Genomic DNA, 24968 nt, shown 5'->3' with positions numbered 1-24968 from the left:
GGGGAGGATCGAAGCCATGAGCATTCCGATTGTTCCGCTCGGCAGCCAGGGTCTCCAGGTCTCGAAGGAGGGCCTGGGATGCATGGGCATGAGCGCGTTCTACGGCTCGGACGACGAGCAGGAGTCGGTCGCCACCCTCGAGCGCGCGCTCGAGCTCGGGGTCACCTTCTGGGACACCGCCCAGATGTACGGCTGGGGCGCCAACGAGGAGCTGATCGGCCGGGTCATCAAGGGCCGGCGCGATGAGGTGACGATCGCGACGAAGTTCGGCGTGATCCCCGACCCGGACCACCCGGACGACCGCAGCAAGCGGGTCAACGACGGCAGCCCGGACAACGTCCGGCGCTCGGTCGACGGCGCCCTGCAGCGGCTCGGCACCGACCACATCGACCTCTTCTACCAGCACCGCCCGGACGCGGACACGCCGATCGAGGACACCGTCGGCGCGCTGGGCGAGCAGATCCAGGCCGGCAAGATCCGCTACTACGGCCTGTCCGAGGTGACCCCGGACCTGGTCCGCCGGGCCCACGCGACGCACCCGCTCACCGCGGTCCAGAGTGAGTACTCGTTGTGGACGCGGGAGAACGTCGAGGAGCTGCTGCCGGTGCAGCGCGAGCTCGGCGTCGGCGCGGTGGCGTACTCGCCCTTGGGCCGGGGGTTCCTGACCGGGCGGTTCAGCTCGCCCGCGGACTTCCAGCAGGGCGACTTCCGCAGCGTGAACCCGCGCTTCGCGCAGGACGCGTTCGACTCCAACATGACGATCGTCGACGTGGTCAAGGAGATCGCGGCGGGCCAGGGCGTCACGCCGGCGCAGGTCGCGCTGGCCTGGGTCTACAGCCGCGGTGACGACGTGGTGGCGATCCCGGGCACCCGCCGGGCGTCCCGGCTGGAGGAGAACGCCGGCGCGCTCGACGTCACCCTCACCCAGGACGAGCTCGACCGGCTGGAGCCGCTGAGCCAGCTGGTCGTCGGCGCCCGCTACTGAGCCATCCCGTCGGGGCGCCGACCCGGTCGGCGCCCCGGCGGGCACCAGGATCGGGCAGCGGCACAGAGCGGGACCGATCAGGGCCAGAATGCGCCCGTGGCCTCGGACTCGCGCGTGCTCGGTCAGGAGCTCACCCGGGAGCTGCTGGACGTGACGCTGGAGGAGTTCCGGCTCACCGAGTCCCGCTTCGAGTCCGACTCCCGGCTCGGCCGGGAGCTGCTCTACCTGCTGTCCAACACCGGCTGGATCCGCCGGACCACCGAGATCGTGGACGTGTCCCGGGTGGCCGCGGTGGAGAGCAGGGTCGTCGTCGACGTCGACCCGAGCTACATCGCGCACGAGGCGCTGCGGACCCTCGACGGCCCGATCTGGCTGCCGCTGCTGGCCCTGCCGCGCCCGGTCGACGCGGATCCGGACCGCTCCGACCGGCCGGTGAGCATCGACGTCACCGACCGGGCCGGCGACCGGGTGGCCGAGGTCCCGCAGGCCGAGGTCGGCCGCCAGCTCGCCGCCGCGCTGGCCGAGACGCTGGTGACCCGGCTGCAGCGGCGCGGGCCGGCCGAGTCGGGCCAGGCGACCCGGGACCTGCAGGTGCTGCTGGCGGCGGTGCTGGCCCGGCTGCTGCCGCGGCCGGCCCGGGACGAGCCGGCCGCCACCGGCGTCCCGTCCGGCGCGGCCGCCCGCGGCAACCGGCTGCAGCTGGCCCAGCGCCGGCTGCGGGAGCGGCTGGAGGCCGAGCTGGCCGCCGCCGAGGCCGAGGAGGCCCGCCAGGTCCTGCCGGACGCCGACCTGGCCGCGGTCGACGAGGACGCCCGTTCGACGCTGAACTCCCGCGAGGCCGAGATCGTCCGGGCCCTGCGCGGCTGCCGGCTGGTGGTGGCGCCGGTCGAGCCGGACGGCGCGCCGACCTCGTTCACCGTCGCGATGCCGGCCCGCACCCTCACCCGCACCCCACCCGGCCGGTACGCCTCGGTGGCCCGGATCCAGGTCGCCCTGCTGGTCCCGAGCACGCACGCCGACCGCGTGATCGAGGTCGTCGTCCCGGACGGCGTCCGGAGCCTGGACGACCCGGAGGCGCGCATCGAGGTGCTCGCGCCGCAGCAGTTCGACCAGCTGACGCTGCTGCTCGACCGGATGCTGCGGGCGCAGAACCCGCCGCACGGCTGGGTCCGCAAGCAACTGGCCGAGCTGGCCGTGGTCAAGCTGCACGCGGCCATCCACTGCCTGCGCCACCACTACTGGACCGGCGACAACGCCGGCACCGAACGGCTGCTGGCGGCGCTGCGGAGCCTGCGCGAGCCGCTGGACCACGAGGCCCACGGCCGCCCGGCCGAGCTGGCCGGACCCTGGACCGCCGCCCGCGCGCTGCTGCCGGAGCGGCTGCTGCGCCGGCTCGACCGCAGCACCACCGACCCGGGCTCGGTCCGGTTCCGGGCCACCGCGATCGAGGAGTTCACGCTCCGCTCCGAGCCGACCGGGGCGTACGTGGAACTGGTGGTCGGCTCGGGTGACTCGCCCACGCTCGGCACCGCCCGGGCCGTGAACGGGATCAACATCCTGGTGCTCGCCGGCGTCGCCGTCCTGCTGGCGATCGCGCACTCGGCCACCGATTCCCGCGCGGACGTCCTGGCCACGCTGCTGACGATCTTCCCGACGCTGCAGGCGAGCCGGCTGGAGCAGCCCGACTCGACCCGGCTGGCCGGGCTGCTGACCATGCGGCACTTCCGGGTCGGCCTGCTCACCGCCGTACCGGGGCTGGCGCTGGCCGGGGTGCTGGCGTTCGCGCCGGAGGGCCGCCGGCTGCTCGGCGCCGCGATCGCCGCGGTCGTGCTGCAGCTGGCCTGCCACGTCTGGATCCGCTGGCTCGGTGACGAGGCGGTGCTGACGGGGTCGCCGGACGGGCTGCCGGACCGGCTGCCGGCCCGGCTGCTCGGCCGGGTGCTGTCGCGGCGGCGCCGGCCCCGGGTCACGCTGGCCACCGACCCGGCCGCCGACCACCGCGCCTTCGACGTGCTGCGGGCGGCCTGGTGCCGCTCGCTCACCGGCGAGGTGCTGCTGCTCGGCCGCAGCGCCTACCCGTACGTGGCGGTGGACCGGGACGAGCCCGGCGCCCTGGTCGACCTGCTCACCGGCGCGCAGGGCGAGCTGCTGGCGGACCCGCCGACCCGGCTGCGGAAGGTGCTGCGGGATCTGCGGCCGCCGGCGCCCCGGGAGCCGGCCGAGCACGAGCGCAGCGCGGTCAACCTGCTCGGCGTGCTGCGTGGCACCGCGGTCGGCCGGTCGGTGACGTTCCTGGTCTTCCGGGACCCGCCGAAGCCGGACTGGCTGGCCGCGGCCGGCGCCCGGGACGCCGCCGGGCACCTGCTGCGGGAGATCCGGCCGATGCCGGCCGACCGGTCCCGGCTGGCCCCGATGGAGCCGCCGGACTGGGTGCTGGACGTGATGATCGGCATCGCCGAGGAGTCCGAGGTCACCGAGCATCCGCTCTACCGGATCGCCCGGGCCGCCCAGAGCGCCAACTTCACGCTGCTCAACGTGCAGCTGCCGGCCCCGCCGCCGCTGCAGGACGCGCAGGAGCGGCGCTGGCTGCGGCTGCGGGTCGGGGTGCCGTACCGGCGCGGGGACTCGCTGCGCAAGCTGGTCCGGTTCCTGGCCGCGCTGGACTCCCTGAAGCAGGCCGGGGTGCTGGTGCACCTGCGCGAGGTGCCGCAGATGGAGTCGCTGGACGCGACCCAGACCGCGCCCGAGGACTCCTTCGACGAGCTGCCCGGCGCGCGGGTGCCGACCACCGGCAAGACCAGCACCGGCCGGCTCGTCACCGACCTCGACGTCCGGGTGCCGGCCGGACCGGCGGACTCCTGGCGGCTGGTCGCGGTCTGCGCCCAGCCCCGCTCCGGGCTGCTGGCCGAGGTGCTGTCCGCGCTGCACGAGCACGCCGGCGTGCGGGGACTGGCCGGGGCGATCTCCGGGGTCTTCGACGGGACGATGGTGGTCTTCCTGCTCTGCCGGGCGGCGGAGGCGGCACCGGACCCGGACGCGGTCGCGGTGGTGGAGCAGGCGACCCGGGCGTACCGGACCGTGGTCCGGCTGCTGGACGGGGTCCGGCCCGCGGTGGTCCCGGCCGAGGCGCCGCGGCCCCTGCTGCGGGTGCAGATCCGGGCCCCGGACCGGCCCGGCGTCATGCAGGACCTGCTCCGCGAGCTCGGCTCCCGGCTGTCCACAGTGGACGGACACGTCGACGTCCTGTACGCGCTGACCCCGGTCGTCGACGGCCAGGCCCTCTCCGGCCGGCTGCTGCTGCGGTTGCCGCACGACCGCCGCGGCGAGGACCGCTGGACCGCGGTGGACTGGCAGGACATGGGCCGGCTGGTCGCACAGGCGGTGGCGCGGGCCTCCGGCGGGCCGAGCGCGGCCGACGCCGAGCGCACGAGCCGGCTCTCCGACGACACCGTCGTCACCCTCGACCTCGTCCGCCGCCCCGCCGCCGCGCCCCGCCTCGTCCCCACCCGCTGACCGAGTACGCAGCGGGGCCGGCTCCCCCGCAGGAGAGCCGGCCCCGACGGAGCTCAGCGGGTCAGCGCTCGACCTCGCCCTTGATGAACGCCTCGACCGAGGCGCGGGCGATGTCGTCGGGACGCTGCTCCGGCGGCGACTTCATGAAGTACGACGCCGCGGACAGGATCGGCCCGCCGATGCCGCGGTCCATGGCGATCTTCGCCGCCCGGACCGCGTCGATGATGACGCCGGCCGAGTTGGGCGAGTCCCAGACCTCGAGCTTGTACTCCAGGTTCAGCGGCACGTCGCCGAACGCGCGCCCCTCCAGCCGCACGTACGCCCACTTGCGGTCGTCCAGCCAGGCCACGTAGTCCGACGGTCCGATGTGGACGTTGTTCTTGCCCATGTCGTGGTCGACGTTGGAGGTCACGGCCTGGGTCTTGGAGATCTTCTTCGACTCCAGCCGCTCGCGCTCCAGCATGTTCATGAAGTCCATGTTGCCGCCGACGTTCAGCTGCATCGTGCGGTCCAGGACGACGCCACGGTCCTCGAACAGCTTGGCCAGCACGCGGTGCGTGATGGTCGCGCCGACCTGCGACTTGATGTCGTCGCCGATGATCGGCACACCCGCGTCGGTGAACTTCTGCGCCCACTCCGGGGTGCCGGCGATGAAGACCGGCAGCGCGTTGACGAACCCGACCTTCGCGTCGATCGCGGCCTGCGCGTAGAACCTCGCGGCGTCCTCGGACCCGACCGGCAGGTAGCAGACCAGCACGTCGGCCCGGGACTCGCGCAGCGTGGCGACGACGTCGACCGGCTCCTCGTCGGACTCCTCGACGATCTGCCGGTAGTACTTGCCCAGCCCGTCCAAGGTGTGCCCGCGCCTGACGGTGACGTCCAGCGGCGGCACGTCGGCGATCTTGATGGTGTTGTTCTCACTGGCGAAGATCGCCTCGGACAGGTCGCGTCCGACCTTCTTGGCGTCCACGTCGAACGCGGCCACGAACTCGATGTCGCGGACGTGGTAGTCGCCGAACTTCACGTGCATCAGCCCGGGCACCGGCTCGGACGGATCGGCGTCCCGGTAGTACTGCACGCCCTGTACCAGCGAGGCGGCGCAGTTGCCCACGCCGACGATGGCCACACGGACCGACATCATGGAGTCTCCTTCTCATTCTTCTTCTGCGGGGGTGCGGCCGCTTGTTCCTGCCGCTCGGTGTCGATCAGCTCGTTGAGCCAGCGGACCTCGCGCTCCACCGCGTCGAGTCCGTGCTCCTGGAGCTGGAGGGTGTATCGGTCGAGCTTTTCCCGGGTGCGGGCCAGACCCGCCCGCAGACCGTCCCGGTGTTCCTCCACCCGGCGGCGGCGGCCCTCGAGGATCCGCAGCCGGACCTCGGCGTCGGTCTGGGCGAAGAAGGCGAAGTGCACCCCGAAGCCCTCGTCGTCGTACGCCGCCGGCCCCGCCTCGGCGAGCAGCTGTGCCAGCCGCTCCTTGCCGTCCGCGGTCAGCCGGTAGACCACCTTGCCGCGCCGGCCGGTCAGGGCCGGTGCGGTCTTGGCCGGATCGGGCTCACCTTCGGTGATCCAGCCCCGCTCGCGCATCCGGCGCAGAGACGGGTACAGCGAGCCGTAGGAGAACGCGCGGAACGCGCCCAGCACGGCCTTGAGCCGAGTTCTCAGCTCGTAGCCGTGCATGGGGGCCTCGTTCAGCAGGCCCAGCACGGCGAACTCCAGCATCTCTCGGTCGCCCCCCGTTCCGCTGCAGTCCTCTCACCGCGATGTATCGCGCCGATACATCAGCACGATAGGCCGCGGCGTCCCCGGCCGCAACGTGGACCGGCTGTGGTGGTCCGCCGCGCCCGACCTCCGCAGGCCTGGAGATCACTCGCATGGACGCTGCGCCCCGGCGCCCTCCGCGTAGGCTGTCCCGGTGCGAACGAGGCGACAGGTGGTGGACTACGCGCTCCAGCGGCGCGCAGTCCTCGCCGACCTCTACTCCGGTCGCAGTACGACCCTGGACGTCTGTGACGCCCATCCGTACCTGCTTCGGGCCGCTCGTTACCACGGGGATCCGACCGAACAGTCCTGTCCCGTGTGCCGCAAGGAACCGCTGACCAACGTCCACTACGTGTACGGCGACGAGCTGCGCGCGGCCAGCGGACAGGCCAAGTCGGTCACCGAGCTGCACCGGATGGGTATGGACCACCGCGAGTTCAAGGTCTACGTGGTCGAGGTGTGCCGATCCTGCGGATGGAATCATCTCGCCATGTCCTTCGTCCTCGGGCGCGACGGCCTCCCTGGTCAGGACGGTTCGGAGCGCCGTGAGGCCGCCCGGGAGTGAACCCACGCCTCGGATATCTGCGGGCCGCGTCGAACGAGATCGCGCGCCCGTGCGTCTGTTCGTGGGGGCTCACGACCGTGACCCTGCCGTCGAGCATCGGAGAGCTGCACAGGTGACGCACGACGACCGCCGTCCCGAGGACGACCGCTACCGCGACCCGTACGGGCGCGACGTGCCGGCGCCACGTCGGGCGCGGTACGACGAGCCGTCCCCCGGCCACGCCCGCCGGTACGACGAGCCGGACGCCCGGCCCGGCTCCGGCTACCTGGCCGGACCGAGCCGGCAGGGTTCCGGCGACCCCGGCCGCTACGGCGCCGACCGCGGTGGGCCTCCCCCGCAGCACGGCGCCGGTCCCGCCGGCCGCGGCGCCCCCCGGCACGGAGCCGACCGCGCCGCCCCGCGGCACGGGGCCGACCGCGGCGGCCCGCCGAGCCAGTACGGCGCGGGTCCCTCCGACCGCGACCGGCAGTACGGCAACCCGGCCGGTCCCCGGCCCGGTGCCGGCCCGGCCGGTCCTGATCCTCGTTACGCCCCGCCCGGTCGCGGCTACCCGGGTGGTCCCGAGCGCGGCCCTGGCGACGACGACTACGACGGCGACCGCGCCAGCGGTCTCTACGGCGGCGGCTACGGCGGCCGGCCCGGCTCGGCCGCGGCGGCCCGGCGCGCCCTGCAGGACAGCGACCCGCTGCTGGCCGGCCCGGGCGGGCCCGGCGGTCCCGGCGGCCCGGGCGGTCCCGGCGGCCGCGGCCCCGGTGGCCCGGGCGGCTCCGGCGACGGCCCGCGCAAGCGGCGCAGACCGCGGCTCCGCAAGGTCATGAAGATCGGCGGCCTCGCCGTCGCCGTCCTCATCCTGCTCGGCATCGCCACGGTCGGCCTGATCTACGTGCGCACCGACGTACCGGATCCGAACGCGCTGCCGACGAACCAGATCGCCACGATCTACTACGGCGACGGCAAGACCGTGCTGGCCAAGGTCGGCTCGCAGAACCGCAGCGACGTCAAGCTCAGCCAGGTCCCCGAGTCGGTGCGCTACTCGGTGCTGGCCGCGGAGAACCGCAGCTTCTACACCGACCCCGGCATCTCGCCGACCGGCATCACCCGCGCCGCGCTGAACAACGTCAAGGGCGGCGACCTGCAGGGCGGTTCCACGATCACCCAGCAGTACGTGAAGAACGCCTTCACCAACGGCGACCGGACCTTCTCCCGGAAGTTCAAGGAGCTGTTCGTCACCGTCAAGCTCGACAAGCAGTACTCGAAGGACCAGATCCTCGAGTGGTACCTGAACACGATCTACTTCGGCCGCGGCGCGTACGGGATCCAGGCCGCCGCGCAGACGTACTTCGGCAAGTCGGTGACCCGGCTCAGCGTGGCCGAGGGCGCCGTGCTCGCGTCCAGCATCCGCTCGCCCGCGCTCTACGACCCGCAGGTGCATCCGGACGCGGCCAAGGCCCGCTGGAAGTTCGTGCTCGACGGCATGGTCACGATGGGCAAGCTGACCGCCGCCGACGAGGCCAGGGCCAAGTACCCGGCGATCCGCAAGAAGACCACCAGCACCTCCGACGACGTGAAGAAGACCTGGGCCGGCCACATCGAGGACCAGGTCATGGACGAGCTCGACAACGCCGGCTTCAGTCAGGCCCGGCTCAACCAGGAGGGTCTGCGGGTCATCACCACGATCGACCCGAAGGCCCAGGCCGCCGCCGTCGGCGCGGTCAACGACAACTTCGCCGACCAGAAGTCGCCCGACCCGGCCAAGCAGCTGCGGTCGGCGCTGGTCGCGGTCGAGCCCTCGACGGGCAAGGTGCTGGCCTACTACGGCGGCTCGAACGGTCTCGGCCAGGACTACGCGCAGTCCTGGCGGCAGGCCGGCTCGGCCTTCAAGCCGTACGTGCTGGCGACGGCGCTGCAGCAGACGCTGGACCCGGAGACCCCGGACGACAAGAAGATCAGCGTCTTCAAGAGCTACGACGGGTCCTCGCCGCAGAAGTTCGCCGGCACCACGGTGGCCAACTCCGAAGGCGCCCAGTGCAGCCCGTGCTCGGTGATGGACGCGATGCGCCGCTCGATCAACACCGTGTTCTACAAGATGGGCATCGACGCCGGCCCGTCCAACGTCGCCGAGACCGCCCACAAGATGGGGATCCCGGTCAAGCGCACCGACAACGGCCAGCCGACCCTGCAGGAGAAGAACGGCAACACCGTGGCCGGCATCTCGATCGGCCAGTACGAGGTGCGCACGATCGACCAGGCCCAGGGCTTCGGCGTCTTCGCCACCGGCGGCACGCTGCACCCGGCCCACTTCGTCTCCAAGGTGGTCAACTCCGCCGGCCGGACCGTCTACTCGCACGACGACGAGGCCAAGCAGGTGATCGACTCCAAGGTCGCCAACGACGTGACGTACGCGATGAAGCCGGTCGCGGCGGCCTCGCTCGACCCGCTGGACAACCGGGACTCGGCCTCGAAGACCGGCACCCAGCAGTACCTGGACTCCGGCGGCAACTCCGACGCCTGGATGGTCGGCTTCACCCCGAAGGTGAGCACCGCGGTCTGGGTCGGCACCGACAAGCCGCAGGCGATGACCACGGTCCAGGGCAACCAGGTGTACGGGCGGACGCTGCCGGGCGCGACCTGGCAGGAGTTCATGAACCACTACCTCTCGGGCAGTCCCGGCGACGAGCTGACCGACCAGGTCGAGGTCAACCCGCAGCTGCACCCGTCCTCGACCTCGGCCGCGCCGCCGGCGACGAGCTCGCCGACCCCGAGGCCGACGAAGGCGAAGCGGAGCCCGAAGCCGACCCCGTCACCGACCCCCACCCCGACGCCGAGCTCGACCGAGCCGACGCCGACCCCGAGCGGCTCGGGTGAGCCGCAGCCGCCGGGCGCCCCGACCCCGACCCGCACCCGGCCCGGTCGGCCGTTCCCACCCGGCATCACCCCGTGAGCGTTCGCCCGTGACGTTGGAGCCGCCGCCGGCGCGGCCCGCGCCGGTGGTGCGCGGGCCGCTGGACCCGGCGGCGGACGGGCGGCGGCCGTTCCTGCCGTCCCGGGACGACCCGGTGGTCCGGGTGGCCAGCGGCGCGATCGGCGGTCCCTGGGGGCGGCACGGCGCGCTCGGGCTGCACCGGTTCTGGACCCCGCTGCGGGTGCTGCTCGCGCTGACGCTGCTCACGCTCGCGTTCGCCTGGCTGCAGAAGTCCCCCTGCCAGGACGGGGCCTGGACCGAGGGCAAGCAGTACACGCACCTCTGCTACTCCGACGTGATCCCGCTCTACTTCACCGAGCACCTCAACGACGGCGCCGTCCCGTACGTGGACCAGGCGGTCGAGTACCCGGTGCTGACCGGCGCGTTCATGGGTGTCTCGGCGGCGCTGGCGAGGACGCTGCCGTTCGACGTGCCGGCGGTGGAGGCGTACTTCAACGCCACCGCGCTGCTGCTGTCGCTGTGCATGCTGGTGGTCACCTGGAGCACGTTCCGGCTGGCCGGGCGGCGGCGCTGGGACGCGGCCATCGTGGCGTTGTCGCCGCTGGTGATCGTGCACGCGTTCACCAACTGGGACCTGTTCGCGGTCGCGCTGGCCGGCGCCGGGCTGGTGGCCTGGCAGGGCCGGCGGGCCGGGCTGGCCGGCGTGCTGCTCGGGCTCGGCACCGCGGCCAAGCTCTACCCGGCGCTGTTCTTCATCCCGCTGCTCGCGCTGTGCTGGCGGTCCCGGCAGCTGCCCGCGTTCGGCAAGGCCGTGCTCGGCGCGGTGATCGCCTGGTCGGTGGTGAACCTGCCGATCGCGGGGCTCTATCCGGACTCGTGGTTGCGGTTCCTGAAGCTCAACCGGGAGCGCCCGGCCGACTTCGACTCGCTCTGGTACGGCTTCACCCAGGTCGTCGGCAACAAGAACCCGGCCCCGCAGGTCAACGGCATCGCCGGGGTGACGGTCGTGCTCGCGATGGCGGCGGTCATCGTGTTCGCGCTGAAGGCGCCGCGCCGGCCCCGGCTGCCGCAGCTGCTGTTCCTCGTGGTGGCCGCGTTCCTGCTGACGAACAAGGTCTGGAGCCCGCAGTACTCGCTCTGGCTGCTGCCGCTGGCCGTGCTGGCCCGGCCGTCCTGGCGGGCGCTGCTGGCCTGGCAGGTGACCGAGTGCCTGGTCTGGATCCCGCGGCTGCTCTGGTTCCTCGGCACCGGGTCCAAGGGCGTCGACTACGCCTGGTTCTTCGGCGCGGTGCTGCTGCGGGACGCGGCCGTGCTGGCGCTGGCCGGGCTGGTGATCCGGGACGTGCTGCGGCCGGCGGAGGACATCGTGCGGCGGCCGGAGCGGCCCGGCGGCGCGGTCGACGACGACCCGGCCGGCGGCGTGCTGGACTGGGCCGAGGACCGGGGCCCGCTGGTCTCGGCCGCGGCCCGCCGGCGGGACGCGCTGGAGGGTCCCGACCTGATCGACGGCGACGACAGCAGGAACACCACGTAGAGCAGGGCCAGCAGCACGGCCTTGCCCCAGACCCCGAGCACCGCGGCCTGCTTGGCCAGCCCGTAGTCGCCGCCCCGGGTGATGTCGTAGTACCAGCGGAACAGCCCGACGTAGAGCAGCACGTCGAGGACCAGGTAGCTCGCCCACCAGCCCCAGCGCACCCGCAGCAGCACGAAGAACGGCAGCAGCCAGAGCACGTACTGCGGCGAGTAGACCTTGTTGAACAGCAGGAACGAGCACAGCATCGCCGCGCTGACCTGCAGCCAGGGGTAGCCGCCGGTGCGCCGGCCCAGCACCCAGCCGGCGACGACCGCGACCAGCCAGGACACCGCGATCAGCCCGGTGCTCCAGCGGTCCACTGTGGACGGTGACAGGTCCGGCAGGCCCCAGAACCAGATCGAGTTCGTGGTGAGGTCGGCGACCCGCCTGGCCTGGAACGCGTACGTCGCCCACCAGCCGTCCGGGTTGGCCAGCAGGAACGGCAGGTTGATCAGCAGCCACACCCCGGCGGTGGCGCCGGCCACCTTGGCCGCGCCGCGGGTGTCGCGGACGTAGACCCGCTCCAGCAGCAGCGGCACCGCGAAGAAGCCGGGGTAGATCTTGGTCGCCGCGCCCAGCCCGAGCAGCGCGGCGGCCAGCCCGGGCCGGCCCCGGGACCAGGCCAGCACCGCGCCGACCACGCAGGCGGTGGCGAGGAAGTCCCAGTTGTGCACGCTGTACAGGACCAGCGCCGGGGCCGCGGCCCAGATGAACGCCCGCCGGCCGGACAGCCGGGCCAGCATCCCCGCCGTCAGCAGCCCGAACGGTGCCAGCAGGATCGCGGTCGCCCGCAGGTAGTCCGCGTCGTTGGAGGCGAACAGCCCGGCGAACCACATGAACACGCCGGTGACGATCGGATACTCGACCGCGCCGCCGACCAGGTTGCCCTGCGGCTGGTTCGGATCCGGCACCAGCTTCCCCTGCAGGTACGGGAAGGTGTGCTCGCGCACGCCCCGGCCGACCCAGAGCTGCTGGACGTCGGAGTAGCAGAGCCTGTCGTACTTGTGCAGGCCGAGGTTCTGCGAGATGCCGAACTGGTCGAAGACCGGCCCGGTGCAGGGCGTCTTGCCGAGGTAGCCCAGCAGGATGCCGAGGCCGGTCGTGCCCAGGACCAGGAGCAGCACCAGATCCGGCCGCCGCCGGACCGGCTGGGTCCACTCGTCGAACAGGCCGCCGGGCACAAGCGCCGGGCGGCCGGTTCTCCTTGCTCCCCGCTCGCGCTGCGAGCCCGCGCGCCCGCTCACGGGCTCACCCCTTCAGCCGCTCCCGCAGGAACGCGATGTCCGCGCCCTGCCCCTCGGCCAGGCCGGGCGTCTCCACCAGCACCGGAGCACCGGCGGCGGCGCAGACCGCGACCACCGCATCCGGGTCGATGTGCCCGTCGGTGAGGTTCGCGTGCCGATCGGCGCCGGAGTCGAACGTGTCCCGGGAGCCGTTCGCGTGCACCAGGTCGATCCGGCCGGTGATCGCCTTGACCTTGTCCACCAGGTCGACGAGCTCCTCGCCGCCCGCGTGCGCGTGGCAGGTGTCGAGGCAGAAGCCGGGCTCGAACTCGCCGACCGCGTCCCAGAGCCGGGCGATCCGCTCCAGCCGGCGGGCCATCGCGTTGTCCCCGCCGGCGGTGTTCTCGATGAGGATCGGCAGGTCGAACTTCGCCCGCTCGAACACCTTGCGCCAGTTGTCGAAGCCGACCTGCGGGTCGTCGCCGTCGTTCAGGTGGCCGCCGTGCACGATCAGGCCCTTGGCGCCGAGCGCGGCCGCGGCCTCCGCGTGCTGGTCGAGGATCTTCCGGCTCGGGATGCGGATCTTGTTGTTCCTGGTCGCCACGTTCACCAGGTACGGCGCGTGCACGTAGAGCCCGATGCCGGCGTCCTTGAGCGGGTCGGTGTCGGTGCTGCGGTCCGGCGGCTTCTTCCAGCCCTGCGGGTCGCCCAGGAAGATCTGGACGATCTGTGCATCGCGGGCGCGGGCCTCCGCGAGCGGCTCGCCTTCGTGCAGATGGGCACCGATCACGACCATGCGCGGAAGCCTACGGCGGGGATCCGACAGTTCGCCGGTCGCGTCATGCACCGCGGGCCGCGCCGTCCCCTCTGAAGCTCCGTCCCGGCCCGCGCGGTCTGCCGGACCCCGACCCGGCTTCTCCCCCGTCGCGGGCCGGGACGGAGCCCCCTCACCCGGACCACGACCCGCCCCACGGGGGAGGGTCGGGTCAGGTCCCCGCCGGGACGGAGCCCACTGCCGATGGTGCGGGCGTCGCTCTCTGCCGGAGCTTTCGGCGTCCGGGTCCCGGATGGCGTACCCTCGTGCGGTCCGGCACCCCGGGTGCCGGCATCCCTCCTGCCGCGGAAAGTCCGCGGCCGCTGAGTCCACAGGAGGCTTCTGACTCGTGCGTCACTACGAGCTCATGATCATCCTCAATCCTGATCTCGAGGAGCGGACCGTCTCGCCGCTGCTGGAGAACTACCTCAACGTCGTGCGCACCGCCGGCGGCTCCGTCGAGAAGGTCGACGTCTGGGGCCGCCGCCGCCTGTCGTACGAGATCCTGAAGAAGGTCGAGGGCATCTACGCCGTCGTCGACCTGACGTCCGAGCCGGCCGCCATTCAGGAGCTGGACCGCCAGCTCAACCTGAACGACGAGGTGCTGCGCACCAAGGTGCTGCGGCCCGAGCTCCGATAGCCGACCCGTGACCGTCTTCCCCAGACCCTGACGACGGAGGACAGATGGCAGGCGACACGATCCTGACCGTGGTCGGCAACCTCACCGCCGACCCGGAGCTGCGCTTCACCCCGAGCGGGGCCGCGGTGGCGAACTTCACCGTGGCCAGCACCCCGCGCGTGATGGACCGGCAGACCAACGAGTGGAAAGACGGCGAAGCGCTGTTCATGCGCTGCAACGTCTGGCGCCAGGCGGCCGAGAACGTCGCCGAGACGCTCACCCGCGGAGCCCGGGTCATCGTGACCGGCCGGCTCAAGCAGCGGTCGTACGAGACCAAGGAAGGCGAGAAGCGCACCGTGGTGGAGCTGGAGGTCGACGAGATCGGCCCCTCCCTGCGGTACGCGACGGCCAAGGTCAACAAGGTCTCCCGCGGCAGCGGTGGCGGGGACTTCGGCGGCGGTGGCGGCAACTTCGGCGGCGGTGGCGGCAACTTCGGCGGCGGCGGCGGTGGCGGCGGTGGCGGTGGTAACCGCGGGGGCGGCGGCAACGACGACCCCTGGGGCTCCGCGGCACCGGCCGGTGCCGGCACCGGCGGCGGCGGCGGTTCGTCGTACGACGAGCCCCCCTTCTAGAACTTCTTCCTCGAACCACCTATGACGGAGCACTGAGACATGGCGAAGGCGCCACTGCGCAAGCCCAAGAAGAAGGTCTGCGCGTTCTGCAAGGACAAGACCACGTACATCGACTACAAGGACACCGCGCTGCTGCGGAAGTTCATCTCCGACCGGGGCAAGATCCGCGCCCGTCGGGTGACCGGCAACTGCAGCCAGCACCAGCGGGACGTCGCGGTCGCGGTCAAGAACAGCCGCGAGATGGCGCTGCTGCCGTACACGAGCACGGCGCGCTAGGGGGCCGGGATGAAGCTCATCATCACCCAGGAGGTCGCCGGGCTCGGCTCGCCCGGTGACATCGTCGAGGTCAAGGACGGCTACGGCCGCAACTTCCTGGTCCCGCGCGGGTACGCGATCGCGTGGACCAAGGGCGGCGAGAAGCAGGTCGCGACGATCAAGCGGGCCCGCGACTCGCGCACGGTCCGCGACCTCGGGCACGCGCAGGAGATCAAGCGCGAGCTGGAGAAGCTGTCCGTGCGGCTGCCGGCCCGGGCCGGTTCCGGCGGCCGGCTGTTCGGCTCGGTCACCGCGGCCGACGTGGTCAGCGCGGTGACGAAGGCGGGCGGTCCGCAGCTGGACCGCCGCCGGCTGCAGCTGGCCGGGGGCATCAAGGCGCTCGGCAAGCACCAGGTGCCGGTCGTGCTGCACCCGGAGGTCACCGCGACGATCCCGCTCGAGGTCGTCGAGGGCTGACGTACGCATCGTGAAGGCCCGGTCCCTGACGGGACCGGGCCTTCACGCTGTCCGGGCCGGGTCGTCGCGCCGGCCTCCAGCCGGGCGCGCCCCTGGCCGGGCGGCCCTTCCGGCCGGGCCCTTCGGCCGGGCGGGGCCTTCCGGCTCGCGCGGGGCTTCCGGCTCGCGCGGGGCCCTTCGGCCGGGCGCGCCTCCCGGCCGGGCGGGCCCTCCGGCTCGCGCGGGCCCTCCGGCTCGCGCGACCGCGGTCCGGGCGCGGGTCAGTGGTAGGGCTTGTGGGGGATGGCGGCATCGTTGAGCTGCTGGTCCATGTCCACCCAGATCGCGCCGTCCTCGATCTTGCAGGCGTACACCGGGATCGGCGCGACCGCCGGCACCCCGCGCGGCTCGCCCGTACGCAGGTCGAAGCAGGAGTTGTGGGCCGGGCAGATGAGGGTGTCGTCCTCCTGCAGGTAGCCCTCGTTGAGCGGCTGCTGCTGGTGCGTGCAGGTGTTGTGGACGGCGACCGCCTCGTCCTCGTACAGGCGGACGACGCAGACCGGTTCCGTCAGCTGGACGAGCATCATGTCGCCCTCCTCCAGCTGGTCCAGGTCAGCTACTGCTTCCCACGCCATCTGCCCCTCCTCTGGTCTTGGCCGTCCTGGGTCGAGGCTGGGAGCCCCGGACCTCGACCCATCCGTTGCGCACCCGCGCCGGCAGTACGGGCTGGGGGTGGTGGGCCGGCCCGCGCACGATGTGCCCGTCCCGCAGGTCGAACACGGACTCGTGCAGCGCGCAGGTGACCAGGCAGCCGGCGACGGAACCGCGGCTGAGCAGGGCGCCGGCGTGGCTGCAGAGGTCGTCCAGGGCGTACACGTCCGGGCCGGTGCGGTGCAGCAGGATCTTGCGGCCCTCGACCTCGACCCCGGTGGTGGCGCCGTCGGGGAGCTCCGCGTCGGCGATGGCGCGGACCCAGCGGTTCGGCCCCGCAGTGGCCGCGACCCGGTTGACCATGATCGCGCGGCCCTGGACGAGATGCCCACCCACGAAGCCGGCCGCCGCGGTCGCGCCCATGCTGGTCAGCCCGAGCACCTGGGCCGGCCGCCGCCGCCCGGCCAGCCGCGCGGCCAGCGAGGCCGCCTGCAGCGCGACCCCGGCCACGTTGAGCAGCCCGTGGAAGAGCCCGACCCGGCGGTCCTCGCCGTCGCTGACCGACCAGTCCGTGACCCCGGTGGCGACCGTGCCGACCGCGGCGGCGAGCCCGGCGGCGCTCAGCGTCGCGGCCGGGTCCAGCCGGGCGCCCGGGGCCCGGACGTCCTGGCCGAGCAGGTCGAGCACGACCGCGCCGGACCAGAAGCCGATCGGCAGGTCGCTGAGCGCGGTGTGCACGGAGTGCCCGGCCCAGCGGCCGCCGTGCATCAGCTCGACGGCGACGTTCCCGCGGTGCCGGTCGTAGAGCGGGAGGACCGCGCCGGCGACGCGCTCATCGAGCGTGCGCAGCCAGGGCCAGCGGCCGACCGCCGTGAACAGCTCCTGATGCCAGGTCGTGAGCCGCGACGGGCGCTCCGTACCCGACATCGAAGCCTCGCTCCCTGCCGCCGCATCGCAACCAACGCACGTTCTCACGACGACCGGAGATCAACCGTCTCATCGTGCGACGCCTCCCGCTCAGCGGATGGTGGCGAGGTGGTCGGCGAAGCTGCGGGTGCCGGAGCGGAACTCGCCGGCCGGGATCAGCGCGCGGACGCCATCGTCCGGCCGCTCTCGCCGAACGGCCCGGAACGGAAGCACGAACCGGCGCCGGCTCTGGCGCCGCAGCACCTGCCGGGCCATGTCGAGGACCTGCAGGTCCTCCGGGCCGGCGAGCTCGGTCGCGTACCCCGGCCGGGCCGGCCTCGAGGCGTGCTCCTACCGGCGCGGGGCGGGATACCTCAGCGGACGACCATCTCAGCGGACGACCATCTCAGCGGACGACCACCTCAGGGGACGACCACCTCAGGGGACGACCACCTCAGGGGACGACGCGGAAGTGGGTGGTGAGGTGGCCGTCCTGCAGGACGTGCAGGGCGACGGCGGGCGGGAGCTCGTAGTCGAGGTCGCCGGCGCGTTCGGCCGGGAGCCGGAGGGTCGACACGACACCGGGCGCGACCAGGCAGGGACGGCCGGCGAAGGTGGTCGCGGCGGCGGTGTGGGCGTGCCCGGTGAGGACCGCGATCACCTGCGGGTGCCGGTCCAGCACGGCGGCCAGCCCGGCCGGCTCGGTGAGCAGGATCTCGTCGATCATCGGCTGCCGCATCGGGGCCGGCGGGTGGTGGAAGCAGACCAGCGCCGGGCCGCCGCCGGCCAGGGTCGCGTCCAGCCACGCCAGCGTCGGTTCGTCCAGGCGCCCGTCGGGCCGCCCGGGCCGGGACGAGTCGCACATCGCGACGAGCACGCCGCCCACGTCGTGGGCCTCGTTCACCGCACCCCCGCGCGGCGGCCGCCCCAGCAGCACCGACTCGTACGGCTCCCGCACGTCGTGGTTGCCCGGGCAGGTGAGCACCCGGTGCGGTGAGGCGAGCAGCTCGGCCGCCTCCTCGTACTCGGCCGGGCGGCCGTGGTCGGCGAGGTCGCCGCTGACCAGGACCGCGGCCACCCCGGTCAGCCGGTTCACGTACGCCATCACCCGAGCGGCCCGCTGTCGCCGCCGCGGGCTGCCGTCCAGGTGCAGGTCACTGACCTGGACCAGCAGCATCAGCCGGCCATGTCCACGAACCGGGAGTAGTGCCCCTGGAAGGCGACGGTCACCGTGCTGGTCGGGCCGTTGCGGTGCTTGGCCAGGATCAGGTCGGCCTCGCCCGCGCGCGGTGACTCCCGCTCGTACGCGTCCTCGCGGTGCAGCAGGACGACCATGTCCGCGTCCTGCTCCAGGGAGCCCGACTCACGCAGATCCGAGAGCATCGGCTTCTTGTCGGTCCGCTGCTCCGGGCCACGGTTGAGCTGGCTGAGCGCGACCACCGGCACGTCCAGCTCCTTGGCCAGCAGCTTCAGCGACCGGGAGAACTCCGAGACCTCGACCTGACGGGACTCGACGCGCTTGCCGCTGGTCATCAGCTGCAGGTAGTCGATGATGATCAGCCGCAGGCCGTGCCGCTGCTTCAGCCGGCGGGCCTTGGCCCGGATCTCCATCATGGTCAGGTTGGGCGAGTCGTCGATGTAGAGCGGGGCGTCGGCGACCTCGCCCATCCGGCGGGCCAGCCGGGCCCAGTCGTCGTCGCTCATGTTGCCCGAGCGCATGTGCCCGAGCGCGACCTTGGCCTCGGCCGACAGCAACCGCATGGTGATCTCGGACTTGCTCATCTCCAGCGAGAAGATCGCCGACGTCAACCCGTTCTTGATCGAACACGACCGCGCAAAATCCAACGCCAGCGTCGACTTACCGATCGCCGGGCGCGCGGCGATGATGATCATCTGACCGGGGTGCAGGCCGTTGGTGATCTGGTCGAGCTCGGAGAAGCCGGTCGGGACGCCGATGCCCGCGCCGCCCCGCGAGGAGATCGCGTCGATCTCGTCCATCGTGCCCTGCAGCAGCTGCTCCAGCCGGACGTAGTCCTCGCTGGTCCGCCGGTCGGTCACGTCGTAGATCTCGGCCTGGGCCCGGTCGACGACCTCGTCGACGTCGCCGCCCTGGCCGCCGGCCGCGCCGTACCCGAGCTGGACGATGCGGGTGCCGGCCTCGACCAGCCGGCGCAGGGTGGACCGCTCGGCCACGATCTCCGCGTAGAACCCGGCGTTGGCGGCGGTCGGCACCGAGGAGATCAGCGTGTGCAGATACGGACTCCCGCCGACGCGCATGAGCTGGCCGGAGCGGGTCAGCTCGGCCGACACGGTCACCGGGTCGGCGGGCTCGCCGCGGCCGTAGAGGTCGAGGATCGTGTCGTAGACGATCTGGTGGGCCGGGCGGTAGAAGTCGTTGCCGCGCACGACCTCGACCACGTCGGCGATGGCGTCCTTGGACAGCAGCATGCCGCCGAGCACGGACTGCTCCGCCTGCAGGTCCTGCGGCGGCTGCCGGTCGAAGTCGGGCTGCTGTTGCTGCTGCGGTGGCCGGCTCACCCCGATGTCGTCCGTGACCGCCACCTGCGCCCGCCCTTCCCCGCACTCGAACTTGTGTTCGAATCATAGCGCCTGGGTCCACAGACTAGGGCTGCTCGTCCGGACCGTTCGACCGTGCTTGTGGATCACCCTGTGGGCAACCGGTGGACAACCCCGCTCACCCTCGGGACGGTCCTGGGGACAGCCTGTGGGTATCCACCACCCGACCCACAACCACGCCCCTGACCTGCACCGCCCTACCCACACCCTGTGGACGAAAGAAAGTCGGTGCCGGTGAGCGGTAAGAAGGTGGGGTGGAGGGGATCGAGATCGTGCGGTGGCAGTTCGGGTTGGCGTGGTCGCTGGCGGAGGTACGGCTGGCCGGGTTGAGCGACGCGGAGTGCGCGTGGGAGCCGGCGCCGGGGGCGTGGACCGTGCGGGCCGGGGCCGACGGGGTCTGGCGGCCGGACTGGGTCGAGCCCGAGCCGGAGCCGCCGCCGGCCACCACGATCGGCTGGCTGAGCTGGCACCTGACCTGGTGGTGGACGACGCTGCTGGCGCACACGGGCGGGGAGCCGGCGCCGGCTCGCGAGGACGTGGCCTGGCCCGGCGACGCCGAACGGACCGTGGCCGGGCTGACCGACCTGCGCGAGCGCTGGACCGCGGTGCTCGGCACGGCCGACCCGGACCGGCCGATCGGCTGGCCCTGGCCGCGACCGCGCCCGTTCGCGATCGCGGCGGCCTGGGCCAACCAGGAGCTGATGAAGAACGTCGCCGAGATCGGGCAGCTGCGCGACCTCTACGGCGCGCTCAACCCCGCACCCGGTCGGTGAGCGAGGTCAGCAGCGCCGCCGCCTCCTGGGCCCCGTCCACGGTCACCACGAACCGGCGCCCGTCGCCGCGGGTCACCTGCAGCGCGTCGCCGCTGTGGAAGACGACCCCGGGCCGGCCGCGGCGGCCGATCCGCCAGCCCCAGCCGCCGTAGTCGCCCAGCGCCGACACCTGGATCACGTCGACCGCGGCGATCTCGTCCAGCGGGATCGTCACCGCCGGGAACCCCAACGGGGCCCGTACGGTCAGGCCGCGCCGGTCCACCCAGACCCGGGCGGCCAGCGACGAGCCCACGACGAGCCCGGCCAGCGCGACCACCACCAGGAAGGCCGGCGCGATCCCGAGCGCCGCCATGACCACCAGCGGCACCAGCGCCAGCATCGGGATCGCGACCACCACCGGCGGCGCGCCCGACCAGGCCGACCAGACCACCCGCTCGTCCGGGGCCAGCGGGAGCCGCGGACCGTCGACCCGGGCCGCGACCGGAGCCACTGCCGGCGCGCCCGGCACGGCCAGCGCCGCGGCCGCCCCGAGCAGCACGCCGACCAGCAGCGCGAACACCAGCACCAGCCCGATCCCGGGCGCGTCGGCCGCGTCGGCGAGCCCGCGCTGCCGCCAGAGCGAGCCGAGCATGGCCGCGGTCACGAACACCGACGTGCCGGTCGACAGCCCGGCCGCGCCCCGCAGGGCGATCGGCTCGCGGCGGCCGTACCACCCGCCGAGCGTGCCCAGGAGCAGGCCGGCCACCGGTCCGATCAGCACCGGCACCACCGCCCGGGACCGGGCCGTGAACCCGTCCGGGCTCGAGGTCGACCAGTGCGTCGCCACCGGGTCCGGCAGGTCCCCGCGGATCGCCAGGAACAGCAGCACGCCCAGCACCCCGACCAGCACGGGCGCCCCGACAATGATCAAGGCCGTACGCCTCATGACATCTCCTCCCGCACCATCGCCGCCGCCTCGGCCGCCGACAGGCCGGCCCGGCGCGCCTCGACGATGAACGCCCGCAGCGCCGCGGCCGGCCCGGCGATCCGCGGCGCGGCGTCGGTGACCACCGCACCGCGTCCGCGGCGCAGCTCCACCACGCCCTCGTCGCGCAACTCCTGATAGCCGCGCAGCACCGTGTGCAGGTTGACCCCGAGCGCCGCGGCCAGCTCGCGGGCACCGGGGAGCCGCTCGCCCGGCCGGACCCGGCCGGCCGCGACCTCGCGCCGCACCGCACCGGCGATCTGGGCGTAGATCGGATCCGGCGACGCCGGGTCCACTCGTACCAGCACGTCTTCACCATATTGTTCTAGAGCTTCTATGACAAGTCGCAGGCTCCGTCACGGCTCGCGCTAGCATTCGTCCCAGCGGAAGCGCGTGCTTCCCGGTCCGACCCGCGGGAGACGGGACGGCGCGCGGCCGGACGAGGGAGAGGGCGACCTGAGCAGGAGAACGTGCTGGCAGGTGGCGTGGTGAGCCTCCTGCCCGTGATGGGCACGGCCGCGCCGACCGAGAGCCTGCGCGTGCTGCTGGTCGAGGACGATGACGGCGACGCCTTCCTGGTGCAGGAGCTCCTGGCCGAGGCCGTCAGCCCGGTTGAGCTGCTGCGGGCCCGGACGCTGGCCGAGGCGGAGGCCGCGGTCGGCCGGGTCGACTGCGTGCTGCTCGATCTCGGCCTGCCGGATGCCTCCGGCCTGGAAGGCCTGCGCCGGCTGACCGCGCACGCCGACGGCGTCGCCCTGCTGGTGCTCACCGGCCTCGCCGACGAGCAGCGCGGAGCCGAGGCGGTCGCCGCCGGCGCCCAGGACTACCTGGTCAAGGGGCAGGTCGACGGCCAGCTGCTGACCCGCGCGATCCGGTACGCGATCGGCCGGTCCCGGATCGAGGCCACCGAACGCGCGCTGCACGAGCAGCAGCTGCACGCCGAGGAGAACACCCGGCTGGAGCGCGGCCTGCTGCCGAGCCCGCTCATCGCCGGCGCCGGGGTCATGTTCGCGGCCCGCTACCAGGCCGGCGGCCGCCGGCTGCTGCTCGGCGGCGACTTCTACGACGCGGTCCGCGACCCCGACGGCACCCTGCACGTGATGATCGGTGACGTCAGCGGGCACGGGCCGGACGAGGCCGCGCTGGGAGTCCGGCTCCGGATCGCCTGGCGCGCGCTGGTGCTCGCGGCCCGGCCGGCGGACGAGATCCTGGCGACCCTGCAGCAGGTGCTCGTGCACGAGCGGCACCGCGAGCACATCTTCGCGACCGTCTGCGCGCTCACCATCTCCGCGGACCGCCGTACGGCCCGGATCCATCTGGTCGGTCACCCGGCCCCGCTGCTGATCGGCCGGACCGTGCGGCTGCTGGCCGAGGTCGGGGTGATCCCGCCGCTCGGGGTGGTGACCCGGACGTCCTGGCCGTCGACCGAGGTCGAGCTGCCGCCGGACTGGGCCCTGCTGCTGCACACCGACGGGCTCATCGACGGCCGGGTCGGGCTCGGCCCGGAACGGCTGGACGGCGAGGGCCTGGTCGAGCTGGTGCAGCGCCAGGTCCAGGACCGGCCGGACTGGCGGGCGACGCCGGAGCCGTTCCTCGACACCGTGATCCAGCAGGCCGAGCGGCTCAACGGCGGCGACCTGGTCGACGACGTGGCCGTCGTGCTGGTCGGCGCGCTGCCGGTGCCGGAGCCCGCCGATGACTGACCTGGCCGAGCGCACCGAGCAGCCCGCCGCCGTCGACCGGCTGCGCCTGAAGCCGGTCCGCGGCCCGCAGCAGGGCTGGTCGCTGCGCCGCTCGCTGACCGTGCTGGCCGCGGTGGCGACCGTGGTGGCGCTGGTGATGGTCGGGGCCGGCGCGGTCGCGCTGGCCACCCTGTCCGACGCCCGGCACCGGGTGGTGGACGTCATCGACCCGGCCTTCCGGGAGGCCGAGCAGCTGCAGCTCGCGCTGGTCGACCAGGAGACCGGCATCCGCGGCTACGCGCTGGCCAAGGACGACGCCTACCTCCGGCCCTGGACCGACGGCGGCAACAACGAGATCGCCGCCGTCCGGGCGCTGGCGGCGGTCGCCGACGACCCCGACCTGGCGTTCCGATCCGACCTGAACGCGGTCGAGGCCGCCTCCGCCGCCTGGAAGCAGCAGTACGCGAACCCGATCATCACCGCGGTCAGGACCGGCGCGTCCACCGACAACCTGACCCCGCAGCTCGGCAAGCGGCTCTTCGACGCGATCCGGGGCAGCGTGTTCGCGTTGCAGCGCGATCTGGATCGGGCGTCGGCGGACGCCAAGAGCGACCTCGACGACGCCGCGAGCCGGCTGCAGATCGTGGGTGTCCTGCTCGCGATCGGGCTGGTCGCGCTGTTGCTCGTGCTCGCGGTCGGGTTGCGCCGGGTGGTCGAGGGGCCGCTGTCGGCGCTGGCCGGGGACGTCCGCCGGGTCGCCGACGGCGACTTCGACGCCGAGGTCCGGGGCACCGGCCCGCGCGAGATGGTCGAGCTGGGCGCGGACGTGGACGCGATGCGCCAGCAGATCGTGTCGGAGCTGGCCGCCGTCCGGGAGGCGACTGACAAGCTCAACCGCCAGACCCAGGACCTGGAGCGGTCCAACACCGAGCTGGAGCAGTTCGCGTACGTCGCCTCGCACGACCTGCAGGAGCCGCTGCGCAAGGTGGCCAGCTTCACCCAGCTGCTGGAGCGCCGCTACAAGGGGCAGCTGGACGAGCGGGCCGACCAGTACATCGCGTTCGCGGTCGACGGGGCCAAGCGGATGCAGGTCCTCATCAACGACCTGCTCTCGTTCTCCCGGGTCGGCCGGCTCGCTCGCGAGCACGTCGAGGTCGGCGCCGACGAGCTGGTCGCGCAGGCGCTGGCCAACCTGTCGGTGGCGATCGAGGAGAGCGGCGCGACCGTCACCGCCCCGCCGGACCTGGCTCGGGCCCGGGTGCTCGTCGACCAGTCGCTGGTCGTCGGCGTCTTCCAGAACCTCATCGGCAACGCGATCAAGTTCCGCGGCGACGCGCCGCCGGAGGTCGCGATCGGGCTCGGCGACGACGGCGAGCTCTGGGAGTTCTCGATCGCGGACAACGGCATCGGCATCGAGGCCGAGTACGCCGAGCGGATCTTCGTGATCTTCCAGCGGCTGCACCCGAAGGACGCCTATCCCGGCACCGGCATCGGCCTGGCCATGTGCCGCAAGATCGTCGAGTACTCCGGCGGCCGGATCTGGCTGGACACCTCGGTACCGGCCGGGACGACCTTCCACTTCACCCTGCCGAAACTGACACCCACACCTGCGGAGCAGACGTGATGACCGAGATCTCCAGGGACCCCACGGCAGCCCTGCCGGAGGTCATCGACGTGCTGCTGGTCGAGGACGACCCGGGCGACGTGCTCATGACGCGGGAGGCGTTCGAGGAGCACAAGCTGCGCAACACGCTGCACGTCGTGACCGACGGGGTCCAGGCGGTGGCGTTCCTGCGCCGCCAGGGCGAGTTCGCCGACGCGCCCCGGCCCGGGCTGATCCTGCTCGACCTCAACCTGCCCAAGAAGGACGGGCGGGAGGTGCTGCGCGAGATCAAGGCGGACGAGGAGCTGCGCTCGATCCCGGTCGTCGTGCTCACGACCTCGGAGGCCGAGGAGGACGTGCTGCGCTCGTACGACCTGCACGCCAACGCGTACGTGACCAAGCCGGTCGATTTCGAGCGGTTCATCCGCGTGGTCCAGCAGATCGACGACTTCTTCGTCACGGTCGTCAAGCTCCCGCGCTAGACACCACCGCCCCG

23 protein-coding genes and 1 pseudogene are annotated in these 24968 nt (G+C 73.0%); 13 read left to right on the top strand and 11 right to left on the bottom strand.

Annotated features, from left to right (window positions below; all coding sequences use genetic code 11):
• The first annotated feature begins 16 nt into the window (after positions 1 to 16).
• Together VGP36_01080 and VGP36_01075 are read left to right on the top strand one after the other, a co-directional pair.
• Positions 17 to 985, top strand: a complete 969-nt coding sequence (locus VGP36_01080) for an aldo/keto reductase (protein ID HEV7653317.1) — start codon at positions 17 to 19, stop codon at positions 983 to 985.
• Between the two features lie 96 nt (positions 986 to 1081).
• Positions 1082 to 4498, top strand: coding sequence for a hypothetical protein (locus tag VGP36_01075; GenBank protein ID HEV7653316.1), 3417 nt, complete (start codon positions 1082 to 1084; stop codon positions 4496 to 4498).
• 61 nt (positions 4499 to 4559) lie between these two features.
• Here VGP36_01075 and VGP36_01070 read toward each other — a convergent pair whose 3' ends face one another.
• Positions 4560 to 5639, bottom strand: coding sequence for an inositol-3-phosphate synthase (locus VGP36_01070; protein HEV7653315.1), 1080 nt, complete (start codon positions 5637 to 5639; stop codon positions 4560 to 4562).
• Entirely contained in the window at positions 5636 to 6217 is a 582-nt protein-coding gene (locus VGP36_01065) for a helix-turn-helix transcriptional regulator (GenBank protein HEV7653314.1), read from the bottom strand. The genes VGP36_01070 and VGP36_01065 overlap by 4 nt, the downstream gene beginning before the upstream one ends.
• A gap of 193 nt (positions 6218 to 6410) precedes the next feature.
• On the opposite strand from VGP36_01065, the gene VGP36_01060 reads away from it, so the two are divergent.
• The 3 genes and pseudogenes from VGP36_01060 (at position 6411) to VGP36_01050 (ending at position 10834) form a co-directional block, all read left to right on the top strand.
• Positions 6411 to 6821: a DUF5318 family protein gene (locus tag VGP36_01060; protein HEV7653313.1), complete on the top strand. Its 411-nt coding sequence runs from the start codon at positions 6411 to 6413 to the stop codon at positions 6819 to 6821.
• A 112-nt stretch (positions 6822 to 6933) separates the two neighbouring features.
• The gene (locus VGP36_01055) at positions 6934 to 9762 is read left to right on the top strand and encodes a transglycosylase domain-containing protein (GenBank protein HEV7653312.1); all 2829 of its coding nucleotides are present in this window, start codon (positions 6934 to 6936) and stop codon (positions 9760 to 9762) included.
• 409 nt (positions 9763 to 10171) lie between these two features.
• A pseudogene (locus VGP36_01050) lies at positions 10172 to 10834 on the top strand (glycosyltransferase 87 family protein).
• Positions 10835 to 11010: 176 nt separating this feature from the next.
• Here VGP36_01050 and VGP36_01045 read toward each other — a convergent pair.
• Both VGP36_01045 and VGP36_01040 read right to left on the bottom strand, forming a co-directional pair.
• The gene (locus VGP36_01045; GenBank protein ID HEV7653311.1) at positions 11011 to 12561 is read right to left on the bottom strand and encodes a glycosyltransferase 87 family protein; all 1551 of its coding nucleotides are present in this window, start codon (positions 12559 to 12561) and stop codon (positions 11011 to 11013) included.
• A 4-nt stretch (positions 12562 to 12565) separates the two neighbouring features.
• The gene (locus VGP36_01040; GenBank protein ID HEV7653310.1) at positions 12566 to 13336 is read right to left on the bottom strand and encodes a deoxyribonuclease IV; all 771 of its coding nucleotides are present in this window, start codon (positions 13334 to 13336) and stop codon (positions 12566 to 12568) included.
• A gap of 367 nt (positions 13337 to 13703) precedes the next feature.
• On the opposite strand from VGP36_01040, the gene rpsF reads away from it, so the two are divergent.
• The 4 genes from rpsF to rplI are packed head-to-tail and all read left to right on the top strand — an operon-like array spanning position 13704 to position 15337.
• A complete protein-coding gene (rpsF, locus tag VGP36_01035; GenBank protein HEV7653309.1) occupies positions 13704 to 13994 on the top strand; it encodes a 30S ribosomal protein S6 in 291 nt (96 codons plus the stop codon).
• A 44-nt stretch (positions 13995 to 14038) separates the two neighbouring features.
• Entirely contained in the window at positions 14039 to 14605 is a 567-nt protein-coding gene (locus tag VGP36_01030) for a single-stranded DNA-binding protein (GenBank protein HEV7653308.1), read from the top strand.
• Positions 14606 to 14644: 39 nt separating this feature from the next.
• A complete protein-coding gene (gene rpsR, locus VGP36_01025) occupies positions 14645 to 14881 on the top strand; it encodes a 30S ribosomal protein S18 (protein HEV7653307.1) in 237 nt (78 codons plus the stop codon).
• A 9-nt stretch (positions 14882 to 14890) separates the two neighbouring features.
• Positions 14891 to 15337: a 50S ribosomal protein L9 gene (gene rplI / locus VGP36_01020; GenBank protein ID HEV7653306.1), complete on the top strand. Its 447-nt coding sequence runs from the start codon at positions 14891 to 14893 to the stop codon at positions 15335 to 15337.
• Positions 15338 to 15597: 260 nt separating this feature from the next.
• Here the strand turns inward: rplI and VGP36_01015 are convergent, their stop codons facing one another.
• From VGP36_01015 to dnaB, 5 genes are all read right to left on the bottom strand, one after another.
• Positions 15598 to 15951, bottom strand: coding sequence for a non-heme iron oxygenase ferredoxin subunit (locus VGP36_01015; protein HEV7653305.1), 354 nt, complete (start codon positions 15949 to 15951; stop codon positions 15598 to 15600).
• Entirely contained in the window at positions 15929 to 16894 is a 966-nt protein-coding gene (locus VGP36_01010; GenBank protein ID HEV7653304.1) for a non-heme iron oxygenase ferredoxin subunit, read from the bottom strand. The genes VGP36_01015 and VGP36_01010 overlap by 23 nt, the downstream gene beginning before the upstream one ends.
• A gap of 90 nt (positions 16895 to 16984) precedes the next feature.
• Positions 16985 to 17149 (bottom strand): hypothetical protein, encoded by a 165-nt coding sequence (locus VGP36_01005; protein HEV7653303.1) that lies wholly within the window; start codon positions 17147 to 17149, stop codon positions 16985 to 16987.
• A gap of 178 nt (positions 17150 to 17327) precedes the next feature.
• On the bottom strand, positions 17328 to 18050 hold the full coding sequence (locus VGP36_01000; protein ID HEV7653302.1) for a metallophosphoesterase: 723 nt from the start codon (positions 18048 to 18050) through the stop codon (positions 17328 to 17330).
• A complete protein-coding gene (gene dnaB / locus VGP36_00995) occupies positions 18050 to 19435 on the bottom strand; it encodes a replicative DNA helicase (GenBank protein ID HEV7653301.1) in 1386 nt (461 codons plus the stop codon). Before dnaB ends, VGP36_01000 begins: the two co-directional genes overlap by 1 nt.
• Positions 19436 to 19704: 269 nt before the next feature.
• Here dnaB and VGP36_00990 point away from each other — a divergent pair, with 269 nt between their 5' ends.
• Positions 19705 to 20223 carry a DinB family protein gene (locus tag VGP36_00990; GenBank protein ID HEV7653300.1) on the top strand — a complete coding sequence of 173 codons (519 nt, stop codon included), beginning with the start codon at positions 19705 to 19707 and terminating at the stop codon, positions 20221 to 20223.
• Here VGP36_00990 and VGP36_00985 read toward each other — a convergent pair.
• Together VGP36_00985 and VGP36_00980 are read right to left on the bottom strand one after the other, a co-directional pair.
• Entirely contained in the window at positions 20201 to 21148 is a 948-nt protein-coding gene (locus tag VGP36_00985; GenBank protein HEV7653299.1) for a hypothetical protein, read from the bottom strand. The two genes, VGP36_00990 and VGP36_00985, sit on opposite strands and share 23 nt — an antisense overlap.
• The gene (locus VGP36_00980; protein ID HEV7653298.1) at positions 21145 to 21495 is read right to left on the bottom strand and encodes a GntR family transcriptional regulator; all 351 of its coding nucleotides are present in this window, start codon (positions 21493 to 21495) and stop codon (positions 21145 to 21147) included. The genes VGP36_00985 and VGP36_00980 overlap by 4 nt, the downstream gene beginning before the upstream one ends.
• Positions 21496 to 21675: 180 nt before the next feature.
• Here VGP36_00980 and VGP36_00975 point away from each other — a divergent pair, with 180 nt between their 5' ends.
• The 3 genes from VGP36_00975 to VGP36_00965 are packed head-to-tail and all read left to right on the top strand — an operon-like array spanning position 21676 to position 24954.
• Positions 21676 to 22890 carry a fused response regulator/phosphatase gene (locus VGP36_00975; protein ID HEV7653297.1) on the top strand — a complete coding sequence of 405 codons (1215 nt, stop codon included), beginning with the start codon at positions 21676 to 21678 and terminating at the stop codon, positions 22888 to 22890.
• Entirely contained in the window at positions 22883 to 24493 is a 1611-nt protein-coding gene (locus tag VGP36_00970; protein HEV7653296.1) for an ATP-binding protein, read from the top strand. The genes VGP36_00975 and VGP36_00970 overlap by 8 nt, the downstream gene beginning before the upstream one ends.
• A complete protein-coding gene (locus VGP36_00965) occupies positions 24493 to 24954 on the top strand; it encodes a response regulator (protein HEV7653295.1) in 462 nt (153 codons plus the stop codon). The genes VGP36_00970 and VGP36_00965 overlap by 1 nt, the downstream gene beginning before the upstream one ends.
• Positions 24955 to 24968 lie beyond the last annotated feature (14 nt).

The sequence above is a fragment of the Mycobacteriales bacterium genome, assembly GCA_035995165.1.
Lineage (GTDB): Bacteria > Actinomycetota > Actinomycetes > Mycobacteriales > CADCTP01 > CADCTP01.
The sequence above is the reverse complement of the archived record's forward strand: the minus strand, read 5'-3'. Positions and strand labels throughout refer to the sequence as shown.

Coding starts and splice junctions, on each gene's coding strand:
- VGP36_01080 (HEV7653317.1), top strand. CDS start 17: ATGAGCATTCCGATTGTTCCGCTCGGCAGCCAGGGTCTCCAGGTCTCG.
- VGP36_01070 (HEV7653315.1), bottom strand. CDS start 5,639: ATGATGTCGGTCCGTGTGGCCATCGTCGGCGTGGGCAACTGCGCCGCC.
- VGP36_01065 (HEV7653314.1), bottom strand. CDS start 6,217: ATGCTGGAGTTCGCCGTGCTGGGCCTGCTGAACGAGGCCCCCATGCAC.
- VGP36_01040 (HEV7653310.1), bottom strand. CDS start 13,336: ATGGTCGTGATCGGTGCCCATCTGCACGAAGGCGAGCCGCTCGCGGAG.
- VGP36_01030 (HEV7653308.1), top strand. CDS start 14,039: ATGGCAGGCGACACGATCCTGACCGTGGTCGGCAACCTCACCGCCGAC.
- rpsR (HEV7653307.1), top strand. CDS start 14,645: ATGGCGAAGGCGCCACTGCGCAAGCCCAAGAAGAAGGTCTGCGCGTTC.
- rplI (HEV7653306.1), top strand. CDS start 14,891: ATGAAGCTCATCATCACCCAGGAGGTCGCCGGGCTCGGCTCGCCCGGT.
- VGP36_01015 (HEV7653305.1), bottom strand. CDS start 15,951: ATGGCGTGGGAAGCAGTAGCTGACCTGGACCAGCTGGAGGAGGGCGAC.
- VGP36_01010 (HEV7653304.1), bottom strand. CDS start 16,894: ATGTCGGGTACGGAGCGCCCGTCGCGGCTCACGACCTGGCATCAGGAG.
- VGP36_01005 (HEV7653303.1), bottom strand. CDS start 17,149: ATGGCCCGGCAGGTGCTGCGGCGCCAGAGCCGGCGCCGGTTCGTGCTT.
- VGP36_01000 (HEV7653302.1), bottom strand. CDS start 18,050: ATGCTGCTGGTCCAGGTCAGTGACCTGCACCTGGACGGCAGCCCGCGG.
- VGP36_00985 (HEV7653299.1), bottom strand. CDS start 21,148: ATGAGGCGTACGGCCTTGATCATTGTCGGGGCGCCCGTGCTGGTCGGG.
- VGP36_00970 (HEV7653296.1), top strand. CDS start 22,883: ATGACTGACCTGGCCGAGCGCACCGAGCAGCCCGCCGCCGTCGACCGG.
- VGP36_00965 (HEV7653295.1), top strand. CDS start 24,493: ATGACCGAGATCTCCAGGGACCCCACGGCAGCCCTGCCGGAGGTCATC.